This window comes from Pseudaminobacter soli (ex Li et al. 2025) (assembly GCF_003012705.1).
In the GTDB taxonomy this organism is placed as follows: domain Bacteria; phylum Pseudomonadota; class Alphaproteobacteria; order Rhizobiales; family Rhizobiaceae; genus Pseudaminobacter; species Pseudaminobacter soli.
Genome location: NZ_PXYL01000007.1, coordinates 14543 through 31099 on the forward strand (window position 1 = coordinate 14543; position 16557 = coordinate 31099).

14 protein-coding genes are annotated in these 16557 nt (G+C 63.3%); 9 read left to right on the forward strand and 5 right to left on the reverse strand.

Annotated elements, in window-relative coordinates:
• Positions 1 to 149 precede the first annotated feature (149 nt).
• Positions 150 to 2429 carry a DNA topoisomerase IV subunit A gene (gene parC / locus C7I85_RS14935; protein ID WP_106724804.1) on the forward strand — a complete coding sequence of 760 codons (2280 nt, stop codon included), beginning with the start codon at positions 150 to 152 and terminating at the stop codon, positions 2427 to 2429.
• Between the two features lie 150 nt (positions 2430 to 2579).
• On the opposite strand, the gene C7I85_RS14940 is transcribed toward parC, so the two are convergent.
• The 3 genes from C7I85_RS14940 to C7I85_RS14950 all read right to left on the reverse strand — a co-directional run bounded on the left by C7I85_RS14940 (position 2580) and on the right by C7I85_RS14950 (position 5614).
• Positions 2580 to 2882 (reverse strand): winged helix-turn-helix transcriptional regulator, encoded by a 303-nt coding sequence (locus C7I85_RS14940; protein WP_106725082.1) that lies wholly within the window; start codon positions 2880 to 2882, stop codon positions 2580 to 2582.
• Between the two features lie 852 nt (positions 2883 to 3734).
• On the reverse strand, positions 3735 to 4652 hold the full coding sequence (locus C7I85_RS14945) for a pseudouridine-5'-phosphate glycosidase (RefSeq protein WP_106724805.1): 918 nt from the start codon (positions 4650 to 4652) through the stop codon (positions 3735 to 3737).
• Entirely contained in the window at positions 4649 to 5614 is a 966-nt protein-coding gene (locus C7I85_RS14950; protein ID WP_106724806.1) for a carbohydrate kinase family protein, read from the reverse strand. Before C7I85_RS14950 ends, C7I85_RS14945 begins: the two co-directional genes overlap by 4 nt.
• 283 nt (positions 5615 to 5897) lie before the next feature.
• Between C7I85_RS14950 and recA the strand changes: the two genes are divergently transcribed.
• A complete protein-coding gene (gene recA, locus C7I85_RS14955; RefSeq protein ID WP_106724807.1) occupies positions 5898 to 6989 on the forward strand; it encodes a recombinase RecA in 1092 nt (363 codons plus the stop codon).
• 218 nt (positions 6990 to 7207) lie between these two features.
• Positions 7208 to 9871, forward strand: coding sequence for an alanine--tRNA ligase (alaS, locus tag C7I85_RS14960; protein WP_106724808.1), 2664 nt, complete (start codon positions 7208 to 7210; stop codon positions 9869 to 9871).
• A 202-nt stretch (positions 9872 to 10073) separates the two neighbouring features.
• Here alaS and C7I85_RS14965 read toward each other — a convergent pair whose 3' ends face one another.
• Positions 10074 to 11288 (reverse strand): NADP-dependent isocitrate dehydrogenase, encoded by a 1215-nt coding sequence (locus tag C7I85_RS14965; RefSeq protein WP_106724809.1) that lies wholly within the window; start codon positions 11286 to 11288, stop codon positions 10074 to 10076.
• A 196-nt stretch (positions 11289 to 11484) separates the two neighbouring features.
• Here C7I85_RS14965 and C7I85_RS14970 point away from each other — a divergent pair, with 196 nt between their 5' ends.
• The 3 genes from C7I85_RS14970 to C7I85_RS14980 all read left to right on the forward strand — a co-directional run bounded on the left by C7I85_RS14970 (position 11485) and on the right by C7I85_RS14980 (position 13446).
• Positions 11485 to 12339 (forward strand): RNA methyltransferase, encoded by an 855-nt coding sequence (locus C7I85_RS14970; protein WP_106724810.1) that lies wholly within the window; start codon positions 11485 to 11487, stop codon positions 12337 to 12339.
• Between the two features lie 4 nt (positions 12340 to 12343).
• Positions 12344 to 13132, forward strand: coding sequence for a glutamate racemase (gene murI / locus C7I85_RS14975; protein WP_106724811.1), 789 nt, complete (start codon positions 12344 to 12346; stop codon positions 13130 to 13132).
• A gap of 125 nt (positions 13133 to 13257) precedes the next feature.
• Positions 13258 to 13446, forward strand: coding sequence for a DUF3008 family protein (locus C7I85_RS14980; protein WP_106724812.1), 189 nt, complete (start codon positions 13258 to 13260; stop codon positions 13444 to 13446).
• Positions 13447 to 13509: 63 nt separating this feature from the next.
• On the opposite strand, the gene C7I85_RS14985 is transcribed toward C7I85_RS14980, so the two are convergent.
• Positions 13510 to 14148, reverse strand: a complete 639-nt coding sequence (locus C7I85_RS14985; RefSeq protein WP_106724813.1) for an NAD(P)-dependent oxidoreductase — start codon at positions 14146 to 14148, stop codon at positions 13510 to 13512.
• 146 nt (positions 14149 to 14294) lie between these two features.
• On the opposite strand from C7I85_RS14985, the gene C7I85_RS14990 reads away from it, so the two are divergent.
• From C7I85_RS14990 to ttcA, 3 genes are all read left to right on the forward strand, one after another.
• Positions 14295 to 14708: a winged helix-turn-helix transcriptional regulator gene (locus tag C7I85_RS14990; protein ID WP_106724814.1), complete on the forward strand. Its 414-nt coding sequence runs from the start codon at positions 14295 to 14297 to the stop codon at positions 14706 to 14708.
• 208 nt (positions 14709 to 14916) lie between these two features.
• Positions 14917 to 15534 (forward strand): 30S ribosomal protein S4, encoded by a 618-nt coding sequence (rpsD, locus tag C7I85_RS14995; protein WP_106724815.1) that lies wholly within the window; start codon positions 14917 to 14919, stop codon positions 15532 to 15534.
• A gap of 127 nt (positions 15535 to 15661) precedes the next feature.
• Positions 15662 to 16519 (forward strand): tRNA 2-thiocytidine(32) synthetase TtcA, encoded by an 858-nt coding sequence (ttcA, locus tag C7I85_RS15000; protein WP_106724816.1) that lies wholly within the window; start codon positions 15662 to 15664, stop codon positions 16517 to 16519.
• The last annotated feature ends 38 nt before the right edge of the window (positions 16520 to 16557 follow it).

Sequence of the window (16557 nt, forward strand, 5' to 3'; positions counted from 1 at the left end):
AGCAGCTCGCGAGGAGCATGCTCAAAAATCCACGAAAAAGGCAATCGGAACGTGACGCGTCCAGGGCAGTAAATGCCCGTGCCCAGGCTTGCGCTTTTGCTTCAATTCGCCCTCTTGCCGCGAATCGCACGGTCGGATAACCGAAAACCATGGGAAAAAGGCTCTTGCCGCCGGGTTCCGGCGATGGCGATCATATTGAACCGGTCGATCTGAAGAAGGCGCTGGAAGAGCGCTATCTTGCCTATGCGCTATCGACCATCATGCACCGTGCGCTGCCGGACGTGCGCGACGGGCTGAAGCCGGTGCATCGGCGCATCATGCATGCGATGCGGCTTTTGCGGCTCAACCCCGACCAGGGCTTTGCCAAATGCGCCCGCATCGTCGGCGAGGTGATGGGTAAGTTCCATCCGCATGGCGATCAGTCGATCTACGACGCGCTCGTGCGCCTGGCGCAAGACTTTGCCGTCCGCTATCCGCTGGTCGACGGGCAGGGCAATTTCGGCAATATCGACGGCGATAACGCCGCCGCCATGCGATACACCGAAGCGCGCATGACCGAGGTGTCGGTGGCGCTTTTGGAAGGCATCACCGAGGATGCCGTCGACTACAGACCGACCTATAACGAGGAAGACGAGGAGCCGGTGGTTCTGCCCGGCGCCTTCCCGAACCTGCTGGCCAACGGCTCGTCGGGCATCGCGGTCGGCATGGCGACCTCCATTCCGCCGCATAATGCCGCCGAGCTCTGCACCGCAGCACTCCACCTGATCGACCATCCTGACGCGAGCGTCGACGATCTCGTCAGCAGGGAGCCGGGCGACGGGCTGGTGCAAGGCCCCGATTTCCCGACCGGCGGCATCATCATCGACAGCCGCGCCTCGATCCTTGAGGCCTATGAGACGGGCAGGGGCTCGTTCCGCGTCCGCGCCCGCTATTCGGTCGAGGACCAGGGACGCGGCACCTGGAACATCGTCGTCACCGAAATTCCCTATCAGGTGCAGAAGGCGCGCCTGATCGAGAAGATCGCCGAGCTTCTGGTGGCCCGCAAGCTGCCGCTGCTCGAGGACATCCGCGACGAGAGCGCCGAGGACATCCGCCTCGTACTGGTGCCCAAGAGCCGCACTGTTGACCCTGGCCTGCTGATGGAATCGCTGTTCAAGCTCACCGAGCTCGAAAGCCGCTTCCCGCTCAACATGAACGTGCTGTCGCGCGGCAAGGTGCCGAACGTCCTGTCGCTCAAATCCGTGCTGCAGGAGTGGCTGGAGCACCGCAAGGAGGTGCTGGTCCGCCGTTCGAAGCACAGGCTGGCCGAGATCGAGCGCAGGCTGGAAATTCTCGCCGGCTACCTCATCGCCTATCTCAACCTCGACGAGGTGATCCGCATCATCCGCGAGGAGGACGAGCCCAAGCAGGTCATGATGGCCCGCTGGTCGCTCACCGACATCCAGGCCGAGGCGATCCTCAACATGCGCTTGCGCGCCTTGCGCAAGCTGGAGGAGCTCGAGATCCGCAAGGAGCACGACGCGCTCAGCAGCGAGAAGGACGAGATCGAGCGGCTGCTGGCTTCCGACGAGAAGCAGTGGAAGACGATCGCCTGGCAGGTCCACAAGGTGCGCCGCGATTTCGGCCCCGAGGAGAGCCCGGACGTCGGCAAGCGCCGGACCACTTTCGCCGACGCGCCCGATCACGATCTGAACGACATCCAGAACGCCATGATAGAGAAGGAGCCGGTCACCGTCGTCATCTCCGAGAAGGGCTGGCTGCGGGCGATGAAGGGCCACCTCAACGACCATTCGCTGTTCGGCTTCAAGGAGGGCGATGGGCTCAAGCTCGCTTTCCACGCGCAGACCACCGACAAGATCCTGGTCTTCACGACGGGCGGCAAGTTCTACACCATCGGCGTCGACCGCCTGCCGGGCGGCCGCGGTCATGGCGAGCCGATCCGCATCATCGTCGACATGGAGAACGACCAGGACATCGTAACCGCCTTCGTTCACGACCCGGCGCGCAAGCTGCTGCTGGTCTCGACCGAGGGCAACGGTTTCGTCGTGCCGGAGCCGGACGTCGTCGCCAACACCCGCAAGGGCAAGCAGGTGATGAACGTCAAGCTGCCCGACGAGGCCAAGCTCTGCCTGCCCGTGACGGGCGACCACGTGGCAATCGTCGGCGACAACCGCAAGCTGCTGGTCTTCGCGCTTTCCGAGATCCCGGAAATGACGCGCGGCAAGGGCGTGCGCCTGCAGCGCTACAAGGACGGCGGCGTGCTCGACATCAAGCTATTCGCCATGGCCGACGGGCTGAGCTGGCAGGATTCGGCCGAGCGCACCTTCGTGCGGAGCCGCGAGGAGCTGCTCGAGTGGATCGGCAACCGAGCGGCTGCCGGCCGCATGGTGCCCAAGGGCTTTCCGCGCACTGGCAAGTTCGGCGGATAAGGGCTGATCCGAACCGAAGGACCGCGTCAGCGAGCGGGCGCGGACTTTTCGGGAGGGATCATGCTTCAAAAGCGAAAAGGCGAGATGGGGAGGGCCATCTCGCCTTTTTTGGTATCCGAACTTGACGGCTGGTCAGGCGTTTGCGTCTCTCTACTCACGGTCGACTGTGTGCCGACGCGAGATCGGCCCATGCTGCTTTGACCACGCGATGAGAGTCTGGAATACGGGCTGCAGGCCACGGGCGGCCTCGGTGATGTCGTATTCCACACGCGGGGGCATTTCTTCATAGGCCGTGCGCTTGACGAGGCCGTCGGCCTCCAACTCACGCAACTGGACCGTCAGCATGTGCTGGGTGATGCCGGGAAGTGCCCGGCGCAATTCGCCGAAGCGGTGGGTCCCCTGTGCCAGGGACCACATGATCTCGATTTTCCACTTGCCGGTCAGCGGCCGCATGGCCTCGATGAAGTATTTGTAGGGGACCTCGCCGCCGGTCTCCGGCTGGGCCGCCACTTTATGGGCTGTCATATTCATTGAATTTCAACGCAATTCCAAAGCGATTCCAAATTTCCCCCGCGTGGATAGGTCACGCGCGAAGCGCGAAAATGGGCATTCGCAGTCAAGAAATGAAGACCAAAGGTGACCTCGATTTGCCTGATCCCATCACGATTTGTTGAACGCGAAGTCACATTCTTGAAGTGATTGTGATCTTGTGCGATTCATTCGGAGATTCTGCGTTTTTCCGAGGCGGCGAAGGGCGGCCCGAGTCTCGTGGGTTGCCTCCCGAAACGAAGGCGGGGAGGGCACAGGGCCGGCCTCCGTCATTGTCTCCAAGGGATACACTTATTCGTCGCCACGCCCGGTTTTCACCGTCTGGCTGTTGTCAAAGAACCTGGGAAGACGGGCGGTCGTTGGACACGCTTATCTAAGTAAATCTTGCGGCCCTTCGACCGCCCGTTCGATGCTCTTGCCCCGCTCAGTCGCCTCCACATTCGCGTGGCCAGCCGCCGCAAAGGCCCGGACTTGGGGGTTCATCACCCAGCAGTGCGACCGTAGCACCACCAGCCCGGACATCGTCGGCCTCCACGCTCATCCGGTTCATGACCCGTGTTCCCGCTGAGGCCGATGCGGAGGATTATGCGGGAGGCGGCAATGTGGGGGAGAAAAGACGCGGCGATTTTCTTTCGGGGCGAATGATTTCAGGGGGTTAGCTTTGGTCGGCTTCGGAATTCCCGGGAATCTATCCCCTTTTTCTGCCGCCGCACCCCCTCTCCGTCGACCGGGGCGAATTGGCGGATTGCTTGCTCGTTACAGCGCCTTGGCGATTTTCGCGGCGAGGCGGGCGTTGTTTTCGACCAGCGCGATATTGGTCTTCAGGCTCGCGCCATTGGTCAGTTCGAGGATGCGAGAGAGCAGGAAGGGCGTGACCGCCTTGCCCGAAACGCCCTGTGCCTCGGCGTCGCGCTGCGCGGCATCGATGTAGCCGGCCATCGTCTCGACCGGGATTTCGTCGGCAGCCGGCACCGGATTGGCAACGAGCATGCCGCCTTCGATGCCGAGCGCCTGACGCGTGCGGAAGAATGCGGCAATGTCGTCGGCCGCATCGAGGCGCAGCGGCGCGGCATAGGGCGAAATGCGCGACCAGAAGGCCGGCATCACGTCCGAGCCGTGGGTGACGACCGGCACGCCGCGCGTTTCCAGCACTTCCAGCGTCTTTTCGATGTCCAAAATGGCCTTGGCGCCGGCCGAGACGACGACCACCGGCGTGCGCGCCAGCTCGTCGAGGTCTGCGGAGATATCAAAGCTCTTTTCAGCGCCCTTGTGCACGCCGCCGATGCCGCCTGTGGCGAAGACGCGGATGCCGGCCAGATGCGCGGCAATCATGGTGCCGGCAACCGTGGTGCCGCCGGTGCGGCCCTGCGCCACCGCAAAGGCGAGGTCGGCGCGCGAAAGCTTCATGGTGCCGGTGGTCTTGGCCAGCGCCTCGCGCTCGGCGTCGGAGAGGCCGATCTTCAGGCGGCCGTCGATGACGGCGATGGTGGCCGGCACCGCACCTTCGTCGCGGATGATCTTCTCGACATTGGCTGCCATCTCGCTGTTCTGCGGATAGGGCATGCCATGGGTGATGATGGTGCTTTCGAGCGCCACCACCGGCTTGCCCGAAGCGAGCGCCTCGGCGACCGGGGCGTGGATGTCGATGAAGGGGCGGGCGGTTTCTGGCGTCATGAAATGTCTCCAATTGAGGCGCCTAAATGCATATCCTCGGCCCCGGGCACAAGGGACAGCACTGCGGCAAATTCCTTCGGCGATAAATCCGGCACGGATTTGTCGCTTTCCACGGCGAGCACGGCTGCCGCGACACCTTCGCGCAGTGCCTCGCGCAGCGGCAGGCCACGCAGCATGGCAACCGTGGTGGCGCCGGCCAACGCATCGCCCGCGCCGGTCACGTCCACCACCTTCCGCGCCGGCGGCGGCGTGATGGAAAACAGCTCGTCGCCGTCAAAGCCGATGACCGAGCTTTCGCCGGCCGTGACGACGCCCCTGACAAGGCCGCGCTGGCGCAGCACCTGAATCGCAGCCGCGATATCGGTGTCGTCGGTTTCGGCCAACGCGCGGATTTCCCGGCGGTTCATGAACAGGCAGGCAAGGCCGGAAAGCAGGCCGTTCAGCCGCACCACCTTGGCCGGCGAAACGGCGATGACGAAGACCGGCTTGCCCTCTGCTGCGCCCACCAGGCTTCGCAAGGCTTCGGCGGGCAGGTTGGCGTCGCACATAATCGCGTCTACGCCGGCGACCGCCTCGCGCAGCTTCGAACGGCGCATCTGCTTGGGGAACGCCAGCTCGTAGAGCATCATGTCGGCAAAGCCGGTGATCACGTCGCCATCGCGGTCGAGAATTGCCGTATAGCTCGGCGTCGTGCGGTCGAGGAACACGGCCGAGAGGTCCGAAATTCCTTCCTCGGCGATGGCGCGGGCCACCATCTCGCCGGCCGCGTCGCCCCCGCGCACAGACATCAAGGATGCCTTGGCGCCGCGCCGAATCGCGTCGCGCAGCGCGTTGAAGACGCCGCCGCCGACATCCTCGCGCATGGTGCCGGGGTTGGAAGCGCCGGGAACGTAGACGCCGCTGACCTGGCCGCGCCGGTCCACATGTGCGCCGCCAATGGCCAGAATGGAGGGAGATTTCATGCCTGTGTCCTGTCGAAACGAACCGGCGCGGACATTATGACCTCGCCGCGCGCCGGGCAATGCGCGGAAACGAATCGAAGCTGTGCCGCTTCATGCCTTTGAAAGCCGCCGAGCGCGGCGCGCACACCAAAGTGTGATGGCCGTGTACAAAAATGGAACAAATTTGAAAATTAAACTATATTCAATAGCTTAACGTCTATTGCCAAATGGGAACAAAAAAGGTACAAAACAATCAAGGAAGGGGAATTTCCGGCCTTCATTGACGTCCAAGGGGTAATGTATCATGGCTCAAAATTCGTTGCGGCTTGTTGAGGACAATTCGGTGGACAAAACTAAGGCTCTGGATGCAGCGCTGTCGCAGATCGAGCGCGCTTTCGGCAAGGGCTCGATCATGCGTCTTGGCGCAAACGAGAAGAGCGTCGAGATCGAAACGGTATCGACCGGCTCGCTCGGCCTCGATATCGCGCTTGGCGTCGGCGGTCTGCCGCGCGGCCGTATCGTCGAGATTTACGGCCCGGAAAGCTCGGGCAAGACCACGATGGCGCTGCACACGGTGGCCGAGGCGCAGAAGAAGGGCGGTATCTGCGCCTTCGTCGATGCCGAGCACGCGCTCGACCCGGTCTATGCCCGCAAGCTGGGCGTCGACCTGGAAAACCTGCTGATCTCGCAGCCCGACACGGGTGAGCAGGCTCTTGAGATTTGCGACACGCTGGTGCGTTCCGGCGCTATCGACGTGCTGGTGATCGACTCGGTCGCAGCGCTTACGCCGCGCGCCGAAATCGAGGGCGAGATGGGCGACGCGCTGCCCGGTCTGCAGGCCCGCCTGATGAGCCAGGCGCTGCGCAAGCTCACCGCGACCATTTCGCGCTCCAACACCATGGTCATCTTCATCAACCAGATCCGCATGAAGATCGGCGTGATGTTCGGCTCGCCCGAGACGACCACGGGCGGCAACGCGCTGAAATTCTACGCCTCGGTGCGCCTCGATATCCGCCGCATCGGTTCGGTCAAGGATCGCGACGAGGTCGTCGGCAACCAGACCCGCGTCAAGGTGGTGAAGAACAAGCTGGCCCCGCCCTTCAAGCAGGTCGAGTTCGACATTATGTATGGCGAGGGCGTGTCCAAGACCGGCGAGCTGATCGATCTGGGCGTCAAGGCCGGGGTCGTCGAGAAGTCGGGCGCGTGGTTCTCCTACAATTCGCAGCGTCTGGGCCAGGGGCGCGAGAACGCAAAGCTGTTCCTGCGCGACAATCCTGACACGGCGCGCGAGATCGAGATGACGTTGCGCCAGAATGCCGGCCTGATCGCGGAGAAGATGCTCGATCAGGGTGGTGGTGGCGACGATGAAGGATTCGACGAGGCTGGCGAAGCGTAAGTTTCGTCACCGCTGAAAGATCTGGCAGGCCGTCGGCGTTCGCGTCGGCGGCCTGTTTGCGTGATGCCGGTTTCATGATCGCGCGAGTTGGCTTTTGGCGCGCGCCCGACGAAAAATTGTCGGCTTTCGGCGTTCTGGACAGGGTAGGATGCGAAGGCTAAAAGGCCATGTTCATTTTCCGCCCCGGGCGCGGGGCGGTTTCTCGTAAAGGCAGGTAGATGAGCGGCGTAAACGAAATCCGGTCGACCTTTCTCGACTATTTCCGCAAGAATGGCCATGAGGTGGTGCCATCGAGCCCGCTCGTGCCGCGCAACGATCCGACCCTCATGTTCGTTAACGCCGGCATGGTGCAGTTCAAGAACGTGTTCACCGGGCTTGAGACGCGCAACTACTCGCGCGCCTCGACCGCGCAGAAATGCGTGCGCGCCGGCGGCAAGCACAACGACCTCGACAACGTCGGCTACACCGCGCGCCACCACACCTTCTTTGAAATGCTCGGCAATTTCTCCTTCGGCGACTATTTTAAGGAGAACGCCATCGAGTTTGCGTGGAACCTGATCACCAAGGAATTCGGCATCGACCGCGAGAAGCTGTTGGTCACCGTCTATCACACCGACGACGAAGCCGCCGGCTTCTGGAAGAAGATCGCGGGCCTGCCGGAACAGAAGATCATCCGCATCGCGACAAGCGACAATTTCTGGGCGATGGGCGATACCGGCCCTTGCGGCCCTTGCTCGGAGATTTTCTACGATCATGGCGAAGGCATTCCCGGTGGCCCTCCCGGCAGCCCGGATGAAGACGGCGACCGCTTCATCGAGATCTGGAACCTCGTCTTCATGCAGTTCGAGCAGGTGACGAAGGAAGAGCGCATCGCGCTGCCGCGTCCGTCGATCGACACCGGCATGGGCCTCGAGCGCATCGCGGCCGTCCTGCAGGGCAAGCACGACAATTATGACATCGACCTGTTCCAGGCGCTGATCCGCGCGTCGGAAGAGGCGACCGGCGTCAAGGCCGAGGGCAAGAACCGCGCGAGCCACCGCGTGATTGCCGACCACCTGCGCGCGTCGAGTTTCCTGATCGCCGACGGCGTGCTGCCGTCGAACGAAGGCCGCGGCTATGTGCTGCGCCGCATCATGCGCCGCGCCATGCGTCACGCGCAGCTACTCGGCGCCGCCGAGCCGCTGATGTGGCGCCTGGTGCCGGCGCTGGTGCGCGAGATGGGCCAGGCCTATCCCGAGCTGGTGCGCGGCCAGCCGCTGATCACCGAGACGCTGAAGCTTGAGGAAACGCGCTTCCGCAAGACGCTGGCGCGCGGCCTGACGCTTCTGTCCGATGCGACCGATACGATGAGCAGCGGCGACCGCCTCGACGGCGAGACTGCCTTCAAGCTCTATGACACCTACGGCTTCCCGCTCGACCTCACGCAGGATGCACTGCGCCAGCGCGGCATTTCCGTCGACACCGACGGCTTCAACACCGCGATGGAACGCCAGAAGGCCGAGGCGCGCGCCAACTGGGCGGGCTCGGGCGAGGCTGCGACCGAGGCCGTCTGGTTCTCGGTCAAGGACAAGGTCGGCGCGACCGAATTCCTCGGCTATGACACCGAGCAGGCCGAGGGTGTTGTCACCGCGCTGGTCAAGGACGGCGCCGTCGTCCAGTCGGTCTCCGAGGGCGATACGGTCGACGTCGTGGTCAACCAGACCCCGTTCTACGGCGAGTCGGGCGGCCAGGTCGGCGACACCGGCACCATGTCGGGCGAAGGCTTCGTCATCGAGATCGCCGAGACGCAGAAGAAGGGCGACGGCCTCTTCGTCCATTCGGGCAAGGTTGCCAAGGGCAACGTCAAGACCGGCGCGGCGGTTGAGATGAAGGTCGACCACGAGCGCCGCACCCGGCTGCGCTCCAACCACTCGGCCACCCACCTGATCCACGAGGCGCTGCGCGAGGTGCTTGGCACCCATGTGGCGCAGAAGGGCTCGCTGGTGGCGCCGGAGCGACTGCGCTTCGACTTCTCGCATCCCAAGCCGATCTCGGCCGAGGAGCTTGAGCGCGTCGAGACCATGGCCAACGAGATCGTGACGCAGAACAGCCCGGTCGTCACCCGGCTGATGGCGGTGGACGATGCCATTGCCGAGGGCGCGATGGCGCTGTTCGGCGAAAAGTACGGCGACGAGGTGCGCGTCGTGTCGATGGGCACCGGCCTGCATGGCGACAAGGCCGGCAAGTCGTATTCCACCGAGCTGTGCGGGGGCACCCATGTCAGCGCCACGGGCGACATCGGCCTCGTGCGTCTTGTTTCGGAAGGCGCTGTTGCGTCGGGCGTGCGCCGCATCGAGGCGCTGACCGGCGAGGCGGCGCGCCGCCACCTCGACGAGCAGGACCGCCGGCTGAAGGCGATCGCCTCCGCGCTCAAAGTGTCCCCGGCGGACGCGCTGTCGCGCGTCGAGGCACTTATCGAGGAGCGCCGCAAGTTCGAGCGCGAACTGACCGAGGCCCGCAAGAAGCTGGCGCTCGGCGGCGGTTCGACCGGCAATGGCGCGGTCGCTGAGAACGAGACCGTTGCCGGCGTGGGCTTCATGGGCCGCGTCGTTTCGGGCGTGTCGCCCAAGGATCTCAAGCCGCTGGCCGACGAGGGCAAGAAGTCGCTCGGCTCGGGCATCGTGGTGTTCGTCGGCGCGGCCGATGACGGCAAGGCGAGCGTGGTCGTGGGTGTCACCGACGATCTCACCCAGCGCTTCAGCGCCGTCGATCTGGTGCGCGTTGCCTCCGCAGCACTCGGCGGTCAGGGCGGCGGCGGTCGGCCCGACATGGCGCAGGCCGGTGGCCCCGACGCAACCAAGGCCCAGGCTGCAATCGACGCAGTGAAGACCGCGCTCCAGTAAGCAGGGTCGATCCATTCGCTCCGGGGCGATAGCCCCCGGAGCTTTCCGACAAGAATATGGATACAAAAAAGCCCCGGATCGCTCCGGGGCTTTTTTCGTCTGGGCTATGTGGCCTGGAGAAAGATGGCCTTTCGTTGAAGCGCCATCTCGCTCCAGGCATTCAAGCCTGCCCGAAAAGCCGGTGGCTTTTCGGGATCATGCCTCAGGCCGACATGGCGGCGCGCAGGTTCTCGTCGATCTTGTCGAGGAAGCCGGTGGTGGAGAGCCAGGGCTGGTCGGGACCGATCAGCAGCGACAGGTCCTTGGTCATGTAGCCCGCTTCCACGGTCTGCACGCAGACGCGCTCCAGCGTGTCGGCGAACTTCTTCAGCTCGGCATTGTTGTCGAGCTTGGCGCGATGGGCGAGGCCACGCGTCCAGGCGAAGATCGAGGCGATCGAGTTGGTCGAGGTCTCCTCGCCCTTCTGATGCTGGCGGTAGTGACGGGTGACGGTGCCGTGCGCGGCCTCGGCCTCGACGGTCTTGCCATCCGGCGTCATCAGCACCGAGGTCATCAGGCCGAGCGAGCCAAAGCCCTGCGCGACGATATCCGACTGCACGTCGCCGTCGTAGTTCTTGCAGGCCCAGACGTAACCGCCGGACCACTTGAGCGCCGAGGCGACCATGTCGTCGATCAGGCGATGCTCGTACCAAATCTTCGCTTCCTTGAACTTTTCGGCGAATTCGGCGTCGAAGACCTGCTGGAAGATGTCCTTGAAGCGGCCGTCATAGACCTTGAGGATGGTGTTCTTGGTCGACAGATAGACCGGGACCTTGCGCTGCAGGCCATAGTTGAAAGAGGCGCGGGCGAATTCGGAGATCGAATCGTCGAGGTTGTACATGCCCATGGCGACGCCGGCGGACGGCGCGTCAAACACGTCGTATTCGATTTCCTTGCCGTCCTCGCCGACGAACTTCATCGTCAGCTTGCCCTTGCCGGGGAACTTGAAGTCGGTGGCGCGGTACTGGTCGCCGAAGGCGTGACGGCCGACGATGATCGGCTTGGTCCAGCCCGGAACCAGGCGCGGCACGTTCTTGCAGATGATGGGCTCGCGGAAGATCACGCCGCCCAGGATGTTGCGGATGGTGCCGTTGGGCGACTTCCACATCTTCTTGAGGCCGAACTCCTCCACGCGGGCTTCGTCCGGCGTGATGGTGGCGCACTTGACGCCGACGCCGTACTGCTTGATCGCGTTGGCCGCGTCGATCGTCACCTGGTCGTTGGTGGCGTCGCGGTTCTCGATACCGAGGTCATAGTACTTCAGGTCGATATCGAGATAGGGGTGGATCAGCTTCTCTTTGATGAACTGCCAGATGATGCGGGTCATCTCATCGCCGTCGAGTTCGACGACCGGATTATCCACCTTGATTTTTGTCATGGAAATGCCTCGTTCTGGGAGCGGAACGCAATTGTTCCAACGGGTTTGCGAAGGGAGTTCGGGCCCCTATAGCAAAGCGGGGGTGGGCGCGCAAACGCTACCGCCAAGGCAGACGCCGGCGCGGAGCGGGATGTTTCGTTTCGCGGCGACTTGTGCGAGAGAAGGCGCCAGCAAACGCAGGTTTCAGTTAAGGACAATGGCAGGCACCGATCACGACAAACCCCTGATCACCGGAGGCCCGGCGATTATACTGGTCGAACCGCAACTCGGCGAGAACATCGGCATGGTGGCGCGCGCCATGGCCAATTTCGGCCTATCGGAATTGCGGCTGATCAATCCGCGCGACGGCTGGCCGAGCGAAAAGGCACGCGCGGCCGCCAGCAAGGCCGACCACGTCATCGACGGCGCGGTGGTGTTCGACACGCTGGAAGAGGCCGTGGCCGACCTCAACTTCATCTATGCCACGACGGCGCGCGAGCGCGACGGTTTCAAGCCGGTGCGCGGGCCGGAGGAGGCGAGCCGCAGGCTGCGCACGCGCAACGACGCCGGCGAGCGCACCGGCATCCTGTTCGGGCGCGAGCGGTTTGGCCTGTCGAACGAGGAAGTCGCCATGGCCGACGAAATCGTGACCTTCCCGGTCAATCCGGCCTTTGCCTCGCTCAACATCGCGCAGGCCGTGCTGCTGATGTCCTATGAGTGGATGAAGTCGGGCTTTGGGGCTGAGCAAACGCCGTTTGCCGGGCCCGATGTGATGCCGGCGAGCAAGGAACACCTCAACGGCATGATCGGCCATCTGGAATCGGCGCTCGATGCGCGCGGATACTTCCGCCCGGCCGCGAAAAAGCCGAAGATGCTCGACAATCTGAGGGCGGTGCTGACCCGACCGGCATTTACGCTGGAGGAGATCAAGCTGCTTCGAGGGATCATTTCTTCCCTGGATTATTTTTCGCCCAAGACGCCGCGCGGCTCCGGCAACCCGGAAAGGAAAGCGAAAGTAGATCGTGATAGGCATGGCAAGAGCGGCGAAACCGTAAAGGACGAGGAACGCTGACAACATGACCGACCGGCCGGTGCTGATGTTCGATTCCGGCATTGGGGGGCTCACCGTGCTGCGCGAGGCGCGCGTGCTGATGCCCGACCGCCGTTTCGTCTATGTGGCAGATGATGCCGGCTTTCCTTACGGCGACTGGGAGGAAGAGGCGCTGCGGGCGCGCATCGTCGACCTCTTCGGCGAGTTGCTGGAGAAGCACAGGCCGGAAATCGCGGTCATTCCCTGTAATACGGCCTCGACGCTGGTGCTGTCGGACCTGCGTGCGGCCTTTCCCGGCACGCCCTTCGTCGGCACGGTGCCGGCGATCAAGCCGGCAGCGGAGCGCACGCGCTCGGGCCTCGTTTCGGTGCTGGCCACGCCCGGTACCGTGAAACGCGCTTATACGCGCGACCTGATCCAGTCCTTCGCCAATGCCTGCCATGTGCGGCTTGTCGGCAGCCAGAACCTCGCCCGCATGGCGGAAGCCTATATTCGTGGCGTTCTGCTGGACGACGAGGCCATACGGGCCGAGATCGAGCCTTGCTTCGTCGAGCAGGACGGCCAGCGCACCGACATCGTGGTGCTGGCCTGCACGCATTACCCGTTTCTTGCCAACGTCTTCCGCCGGCTGGCGCCCTGGCCGGTGGACTGGCTGGACCCGGCCGAAGCGATCGCGCGCCGGGCGCTGTCGCTGATTCCGGCCGCGTCGAAGGCCGAGCCGGAGCATGATCCGGACGTGGCGATCTTCACCTCGGGCGGCGCCGATTTTCTCACCCGCCGCCTGATGCAGGGTTTTGGGCTGAGCGTAGCCTAGAGCATTTTGCAGCGAGGCGGAATCGCCTCGCGTCGCACAAATGCGCCTCAATAAGACGATTTTTCCCGGAACATTAGGACGGGCTGATGGGTTTGCCCCTGGGAGACAACAGGGAGTGTTGAACCATGCCTGCAACTTCGAAAGCCCAGCAGAAAGCCGCCGGCGCGGCGCTTGCGGCCAAGCGCGGCGAGATCAAGGTGAGCGAACTCAAGGGCGCATCGAAACAGATGTTCGAATCGATGAGCGAAAAGCAGCTTGAGGAATTCGCCGAGACCAAGCTGAAGGGCCTGCCTGAGCACAAGACCAGGCACTGAGCCCGGAATACGTGGCGACTCATGAAAGAGCACCGCGCAGCGATGCGCGGTGCTCTTCTTTGTTCAGTAGCCCACCGTGAACCGCTTGCCGGTGTGCTTGCCCGTCTCTGCCTCGTCGGCGATTGCGACGGCCAAATCCTCGACCGATATCCGGCTTTCGCCCTTGTCGTCGAATACAGGCTTGTCCTCGCCGTAGCGGAATTTGCCGGTGCGGGCGCCGGGCGCGAGCAATATCGCCGGTGACAGGAAGCTCCAGTCGAGCCCCTTTTCCTGGCGGATTTCGTTCAATGCGTCACGGGCGGCCAGGGCGCCGTCCTTGTATTGGGCCGGAAATTCGGGCGTGTCGACGATCTGCACGCCTGGCGCGGCTTCAAGGCTGCCGGCGCCGCCGATAACGATCAGCCGTGTCTTGGCGGCCTTGGCTGCCTTCACGATGTCGCGGGAGCCGTTGAGGTGCTTGTTGTAGATGTCGGGGTCGCCCCAGCCGCCGTTGAAGGAAGAGACGATGACATCGTGGCCTGAAAGCGCCTTGGCGAGCGCGTCGACATCGTTGACGTCCACCTGCTTGGCCGTGACGCCGGGCAGCTTCTCCACCTTTTCGGGGTGGCGCACGATCGCGGTGACGTTCCAGCCGCGCGAGACGGCTTCCTTCAGGATGGCCTTGCCGACGAAGCCAGAGGCGCCGATGAGAGCGATTTTCATGGGTATTCTCCTTGTCCCCGACGTTTGCATTCGCGACCGGTCGGGTATAAATCGTAATCAGGTTATCAACGGTAACCATATAGGGGAGGCCGGAGAAACCGGGAAGAACGCACGATTTTGTGCTCAGGTAACAGCGAGGGAACCGCATGGACGTGAATGTGAAGACCGAAGGCGCTGCGCCGCTTCTGCACACGCATCCGGGGTTTGAGCGCGGCGCAAATGGCAGCTGCCCGATGCGCGACGTGCTCGACCGTATCGGCGATACCTGGAGCCTGCTGGTGATCATCAACCTCCAGCCTGCTCCGATGCGCTTCAATGCGCTCCGCCGCAGCATCGAGGGCATTTCCCAGCGCATGCTCACCGTCACGCTGCGCTCGCTGGAGCGGGACGGGCTGGTGCGCCGCACCGTGCGGCCGACAACGCCGCCGGAGGTGGAATACGCGCTGACGGACATTGGCCAGTCGATCGCGGTGCCGATTGCCGCACTTGGCCTGTGGGCACAGCGGAACCAGCCGTTGCTGCAGCAGGCGCGGGAGCGTTTTGATGCGACAAACGCATGAGAAGCGCCCGATGGCGTTGACTTTCGGCGCTTAGTCGCCTATCCACCCGCCAGCCGCGCAGAGATGTGCGGTTTACGTGTCCCGTGGGTTTTTCCGCCAGCTTTGCGCGGAAGATCCTGTCAGGTCTCGAAAACGGAGGCCAGAGGAGGGCGCGTTTCCTTCGCTCGGAGCACGAGGTTCCGGGCATATTTGTTTGAAAGGGAATGCGATGAGCAAGCGCGAATCCGCAAAATACAAGATTGACCGCCGTCTTGGCGAAAACATCTGGGGCCGTCCGAAGTCCCCGGTCAACAAGCGTGAATACGGCCCCGGCCAGCACGGCCAGCGCCGCAAGGGCAAGCTGTCGGACTTCGGTCTGCAGCTGCGCGCCAAGCAGAAGCTGAAGGGCCACTACGGCGACATTTCGGAAAAGCAGTTCCGCAAGACCTATGACGAGGCAAACCGCCGCAAGGGCGATACGCCGGAGAACCTGATCGGCCTGCTCGAGTCGCGTCTGGACGCGATCGTGTACCGCGCCAAGTTTGTTCCGACGATCTTCGCCGCTCGTCAGTTCGTCAACCACGGCCACATCAACGTCAACGGCCGCCGCGTCAACATCGGCTCGTTCCGCTGCAAGGCCGGCGACGTGATCGAAGTGCGCGAGAAGTCGAAGCAGCTGACGATCGTTCTCGAGTCGGTCGGCCTGGCTGAGCGCGACGTGCCGGACTACATCGAAGTCGACCACAACAAGATGGTCGCGACCTTCCAGCGCGTTCCGGGCCTGGCCGACGTTCCGTTCGCCGTGCAGATGGAACCGAACCTGGTCGTCGAATTCTACTCGCGCTAATTCAGTCGCGAAGTTCGAATTTATCGGAAAGGCCGCCTTCGAGGCGGCCTTTTTGTTTGCCCGTTGCCCTCCGCCGGGCGTTGTTCTAAGTCGGGCTCATAAACCGACCGAGCAGGAATACACCGCCATGAACATGATGCCGGAACCAATCGCCGATCTGGAAGGCGATGCCTGCCATCCCATGTTCCGTGAAACGCCGTCGGGCGTGGAGTTCAACAAGCTGCGCAAGCGGCTGCTGCGCCAGACGCGGCAGGCGCTGGACGATTTTTCCATGGTCAAGCCGGGCGAACGCTGGCTGGTGGCGCTTTCGGGCGGCAAGGACTCTTATGGCCTGCTGGCGCTGCTGCTGGACCTGAAGTGGCGCGGCTTCCTGCCGGTGGAGCTTCTGGCCTGTAATCTCGACCAGGGCCAGCCGCACTTTCCAAAGCACATCCTGCCGGACTTTTTGAACAAGCACGGCATCGAGCACCGCATCGAGTACCAGGACACCTATTCGATCGTCACCGACAAGATCGACGAGGGCAAAACCTATTGCTCGCTCTGTTCACGCCTGCGGCGCGGCCACCTCTATCGCATCGCGCGCGAGGAGGGGTGCTCGGCGCTGGTGCTGGGCCACCATCGCGAGGACATTCTCGAAACCTTCTTCATGAACCTGTTCCATGGCGGCCGACTCGCCGCCATGCCGCCCAAGCTGCTAAACGACGAGGGCGACACACTGGTGCTGCGGCCGCTGAGTTATTGCGCGGAAGCCGACATGGAAAAGTTCGCCGAGGCGATGCAGTTTCCGATCATTCCCTGCGACCTCTGCGGCAGCCAGGAAGGCCTGCAGCGCAACGCCATGAAGGCGATGCTGGACGATATCGAGCGGCGCATGCCCGGCCGCAAGGACACCATGATCCGCGCGCTGACCAATGTGCGGCCGAGCCATCTGCTCGACCGCAACCTGTTCGATTTCGCGGGGCTCATGGTGCCGGAAGGCGCTTAATTCGCCGAGTATCTAGCCGAGGATTTCCCCCTCGACCG

Bases quoted from the DNA above. Each gene is read 5' to 3' on its own strand.
- C7I85_RS14970 (WP_106724810.1), top strand. From the start codon at position 11,485: ATGGCAGGCACCGATCACGACAAACCCCTGATCACCGGAGGCCCGGCG.
- ttcA (WP_106724816.1), top strand. From the start codon at position 15,662: ATGAACATGATGCCGGAACCAATCGCCGATCTGGAAGGCGATGCCTGC.
- C7I85_RS14985 (WP_106724813.1), bottom strand. From the start codon at position 14,148: ATGAAAATCGCTCTCATCGGCGCCTCTGGCTTCGTCGGCAAGGCCATC.
- alaS (WP_106724808.1), top strand. From the start codon at position 7,208: ATGAGCGGCGTAAACGAAATCCGGTCGACCTTTCTCGACTATTTCCGC.
- C7I85_RS14945 (WP_106724805.1), bottom strand. From the start codon at position 4,652: ATGACGCCAGAAACCGCCCGCCCCTTCATCGACATCCACGCCCCGGTC.
- recA (WP_106724807.1), top strand. From the start codon at position 5,898: ATGGCTCAAAATTCGTTGCGGCTTGTTGAGGACAATTCGGTGGACAAA.
- C7I85_RS14965 (WP_106724809.1), bottom strand. From the start codon at position 11,288: ATGACAAAAATCAAGGTGGATAATCCGGTCGTCGAACTCGACGGCGAT.
- rpsD (WP_106724815.1), top strand. From the start codon at position 14,917: ATGAGCAAGCGCGAATCCGCAAAATACAAGATTGACCGCCGTCTTGGC.
- parC (WP_106724804.1), top strand. From the start codon at position 150: ATGGGAAAAAGGCTCTTGCCGCCGGGTTCCGGCGATGGCGATCATATT.
- C7I85_RS14990 (WP_106724814.1), top strand. From the start codon at position 14,295: ATGGACGTGAATGTGAAGACCGAAGGCGCTGCGCCGCTTCTGCACACG.
- C7I85_RS14950 (WP_106724806.1), bottom strand. From the start codon at position 5,614: ATGAAATCTCCCTCCATTCTGGCCATTGGCGGCGCACATGTGGACCGG.
- C7I85_RS14940 (WP_106725082.1), bottom strand. From the start codon at position 2,882: ATGCGGCCGCTGACCGGCAAGTGGAAAATCGAGATCATGTGGTCCCTG.
- murI (WP_106724811.1), top strand. From the start codon at position 12,344: ATGACCGACCGGCCGGTGCTGATGTTCGATTCCGGCATTGGGGGGCTC.
- C7I85_RS14980 (WP_106724812.1), top strand. From the start codon at position 13,258: ATGCCTGCAACTTCGAAAGCCCAGCAGAAAGCCGCCGGCGCGGCGCTT.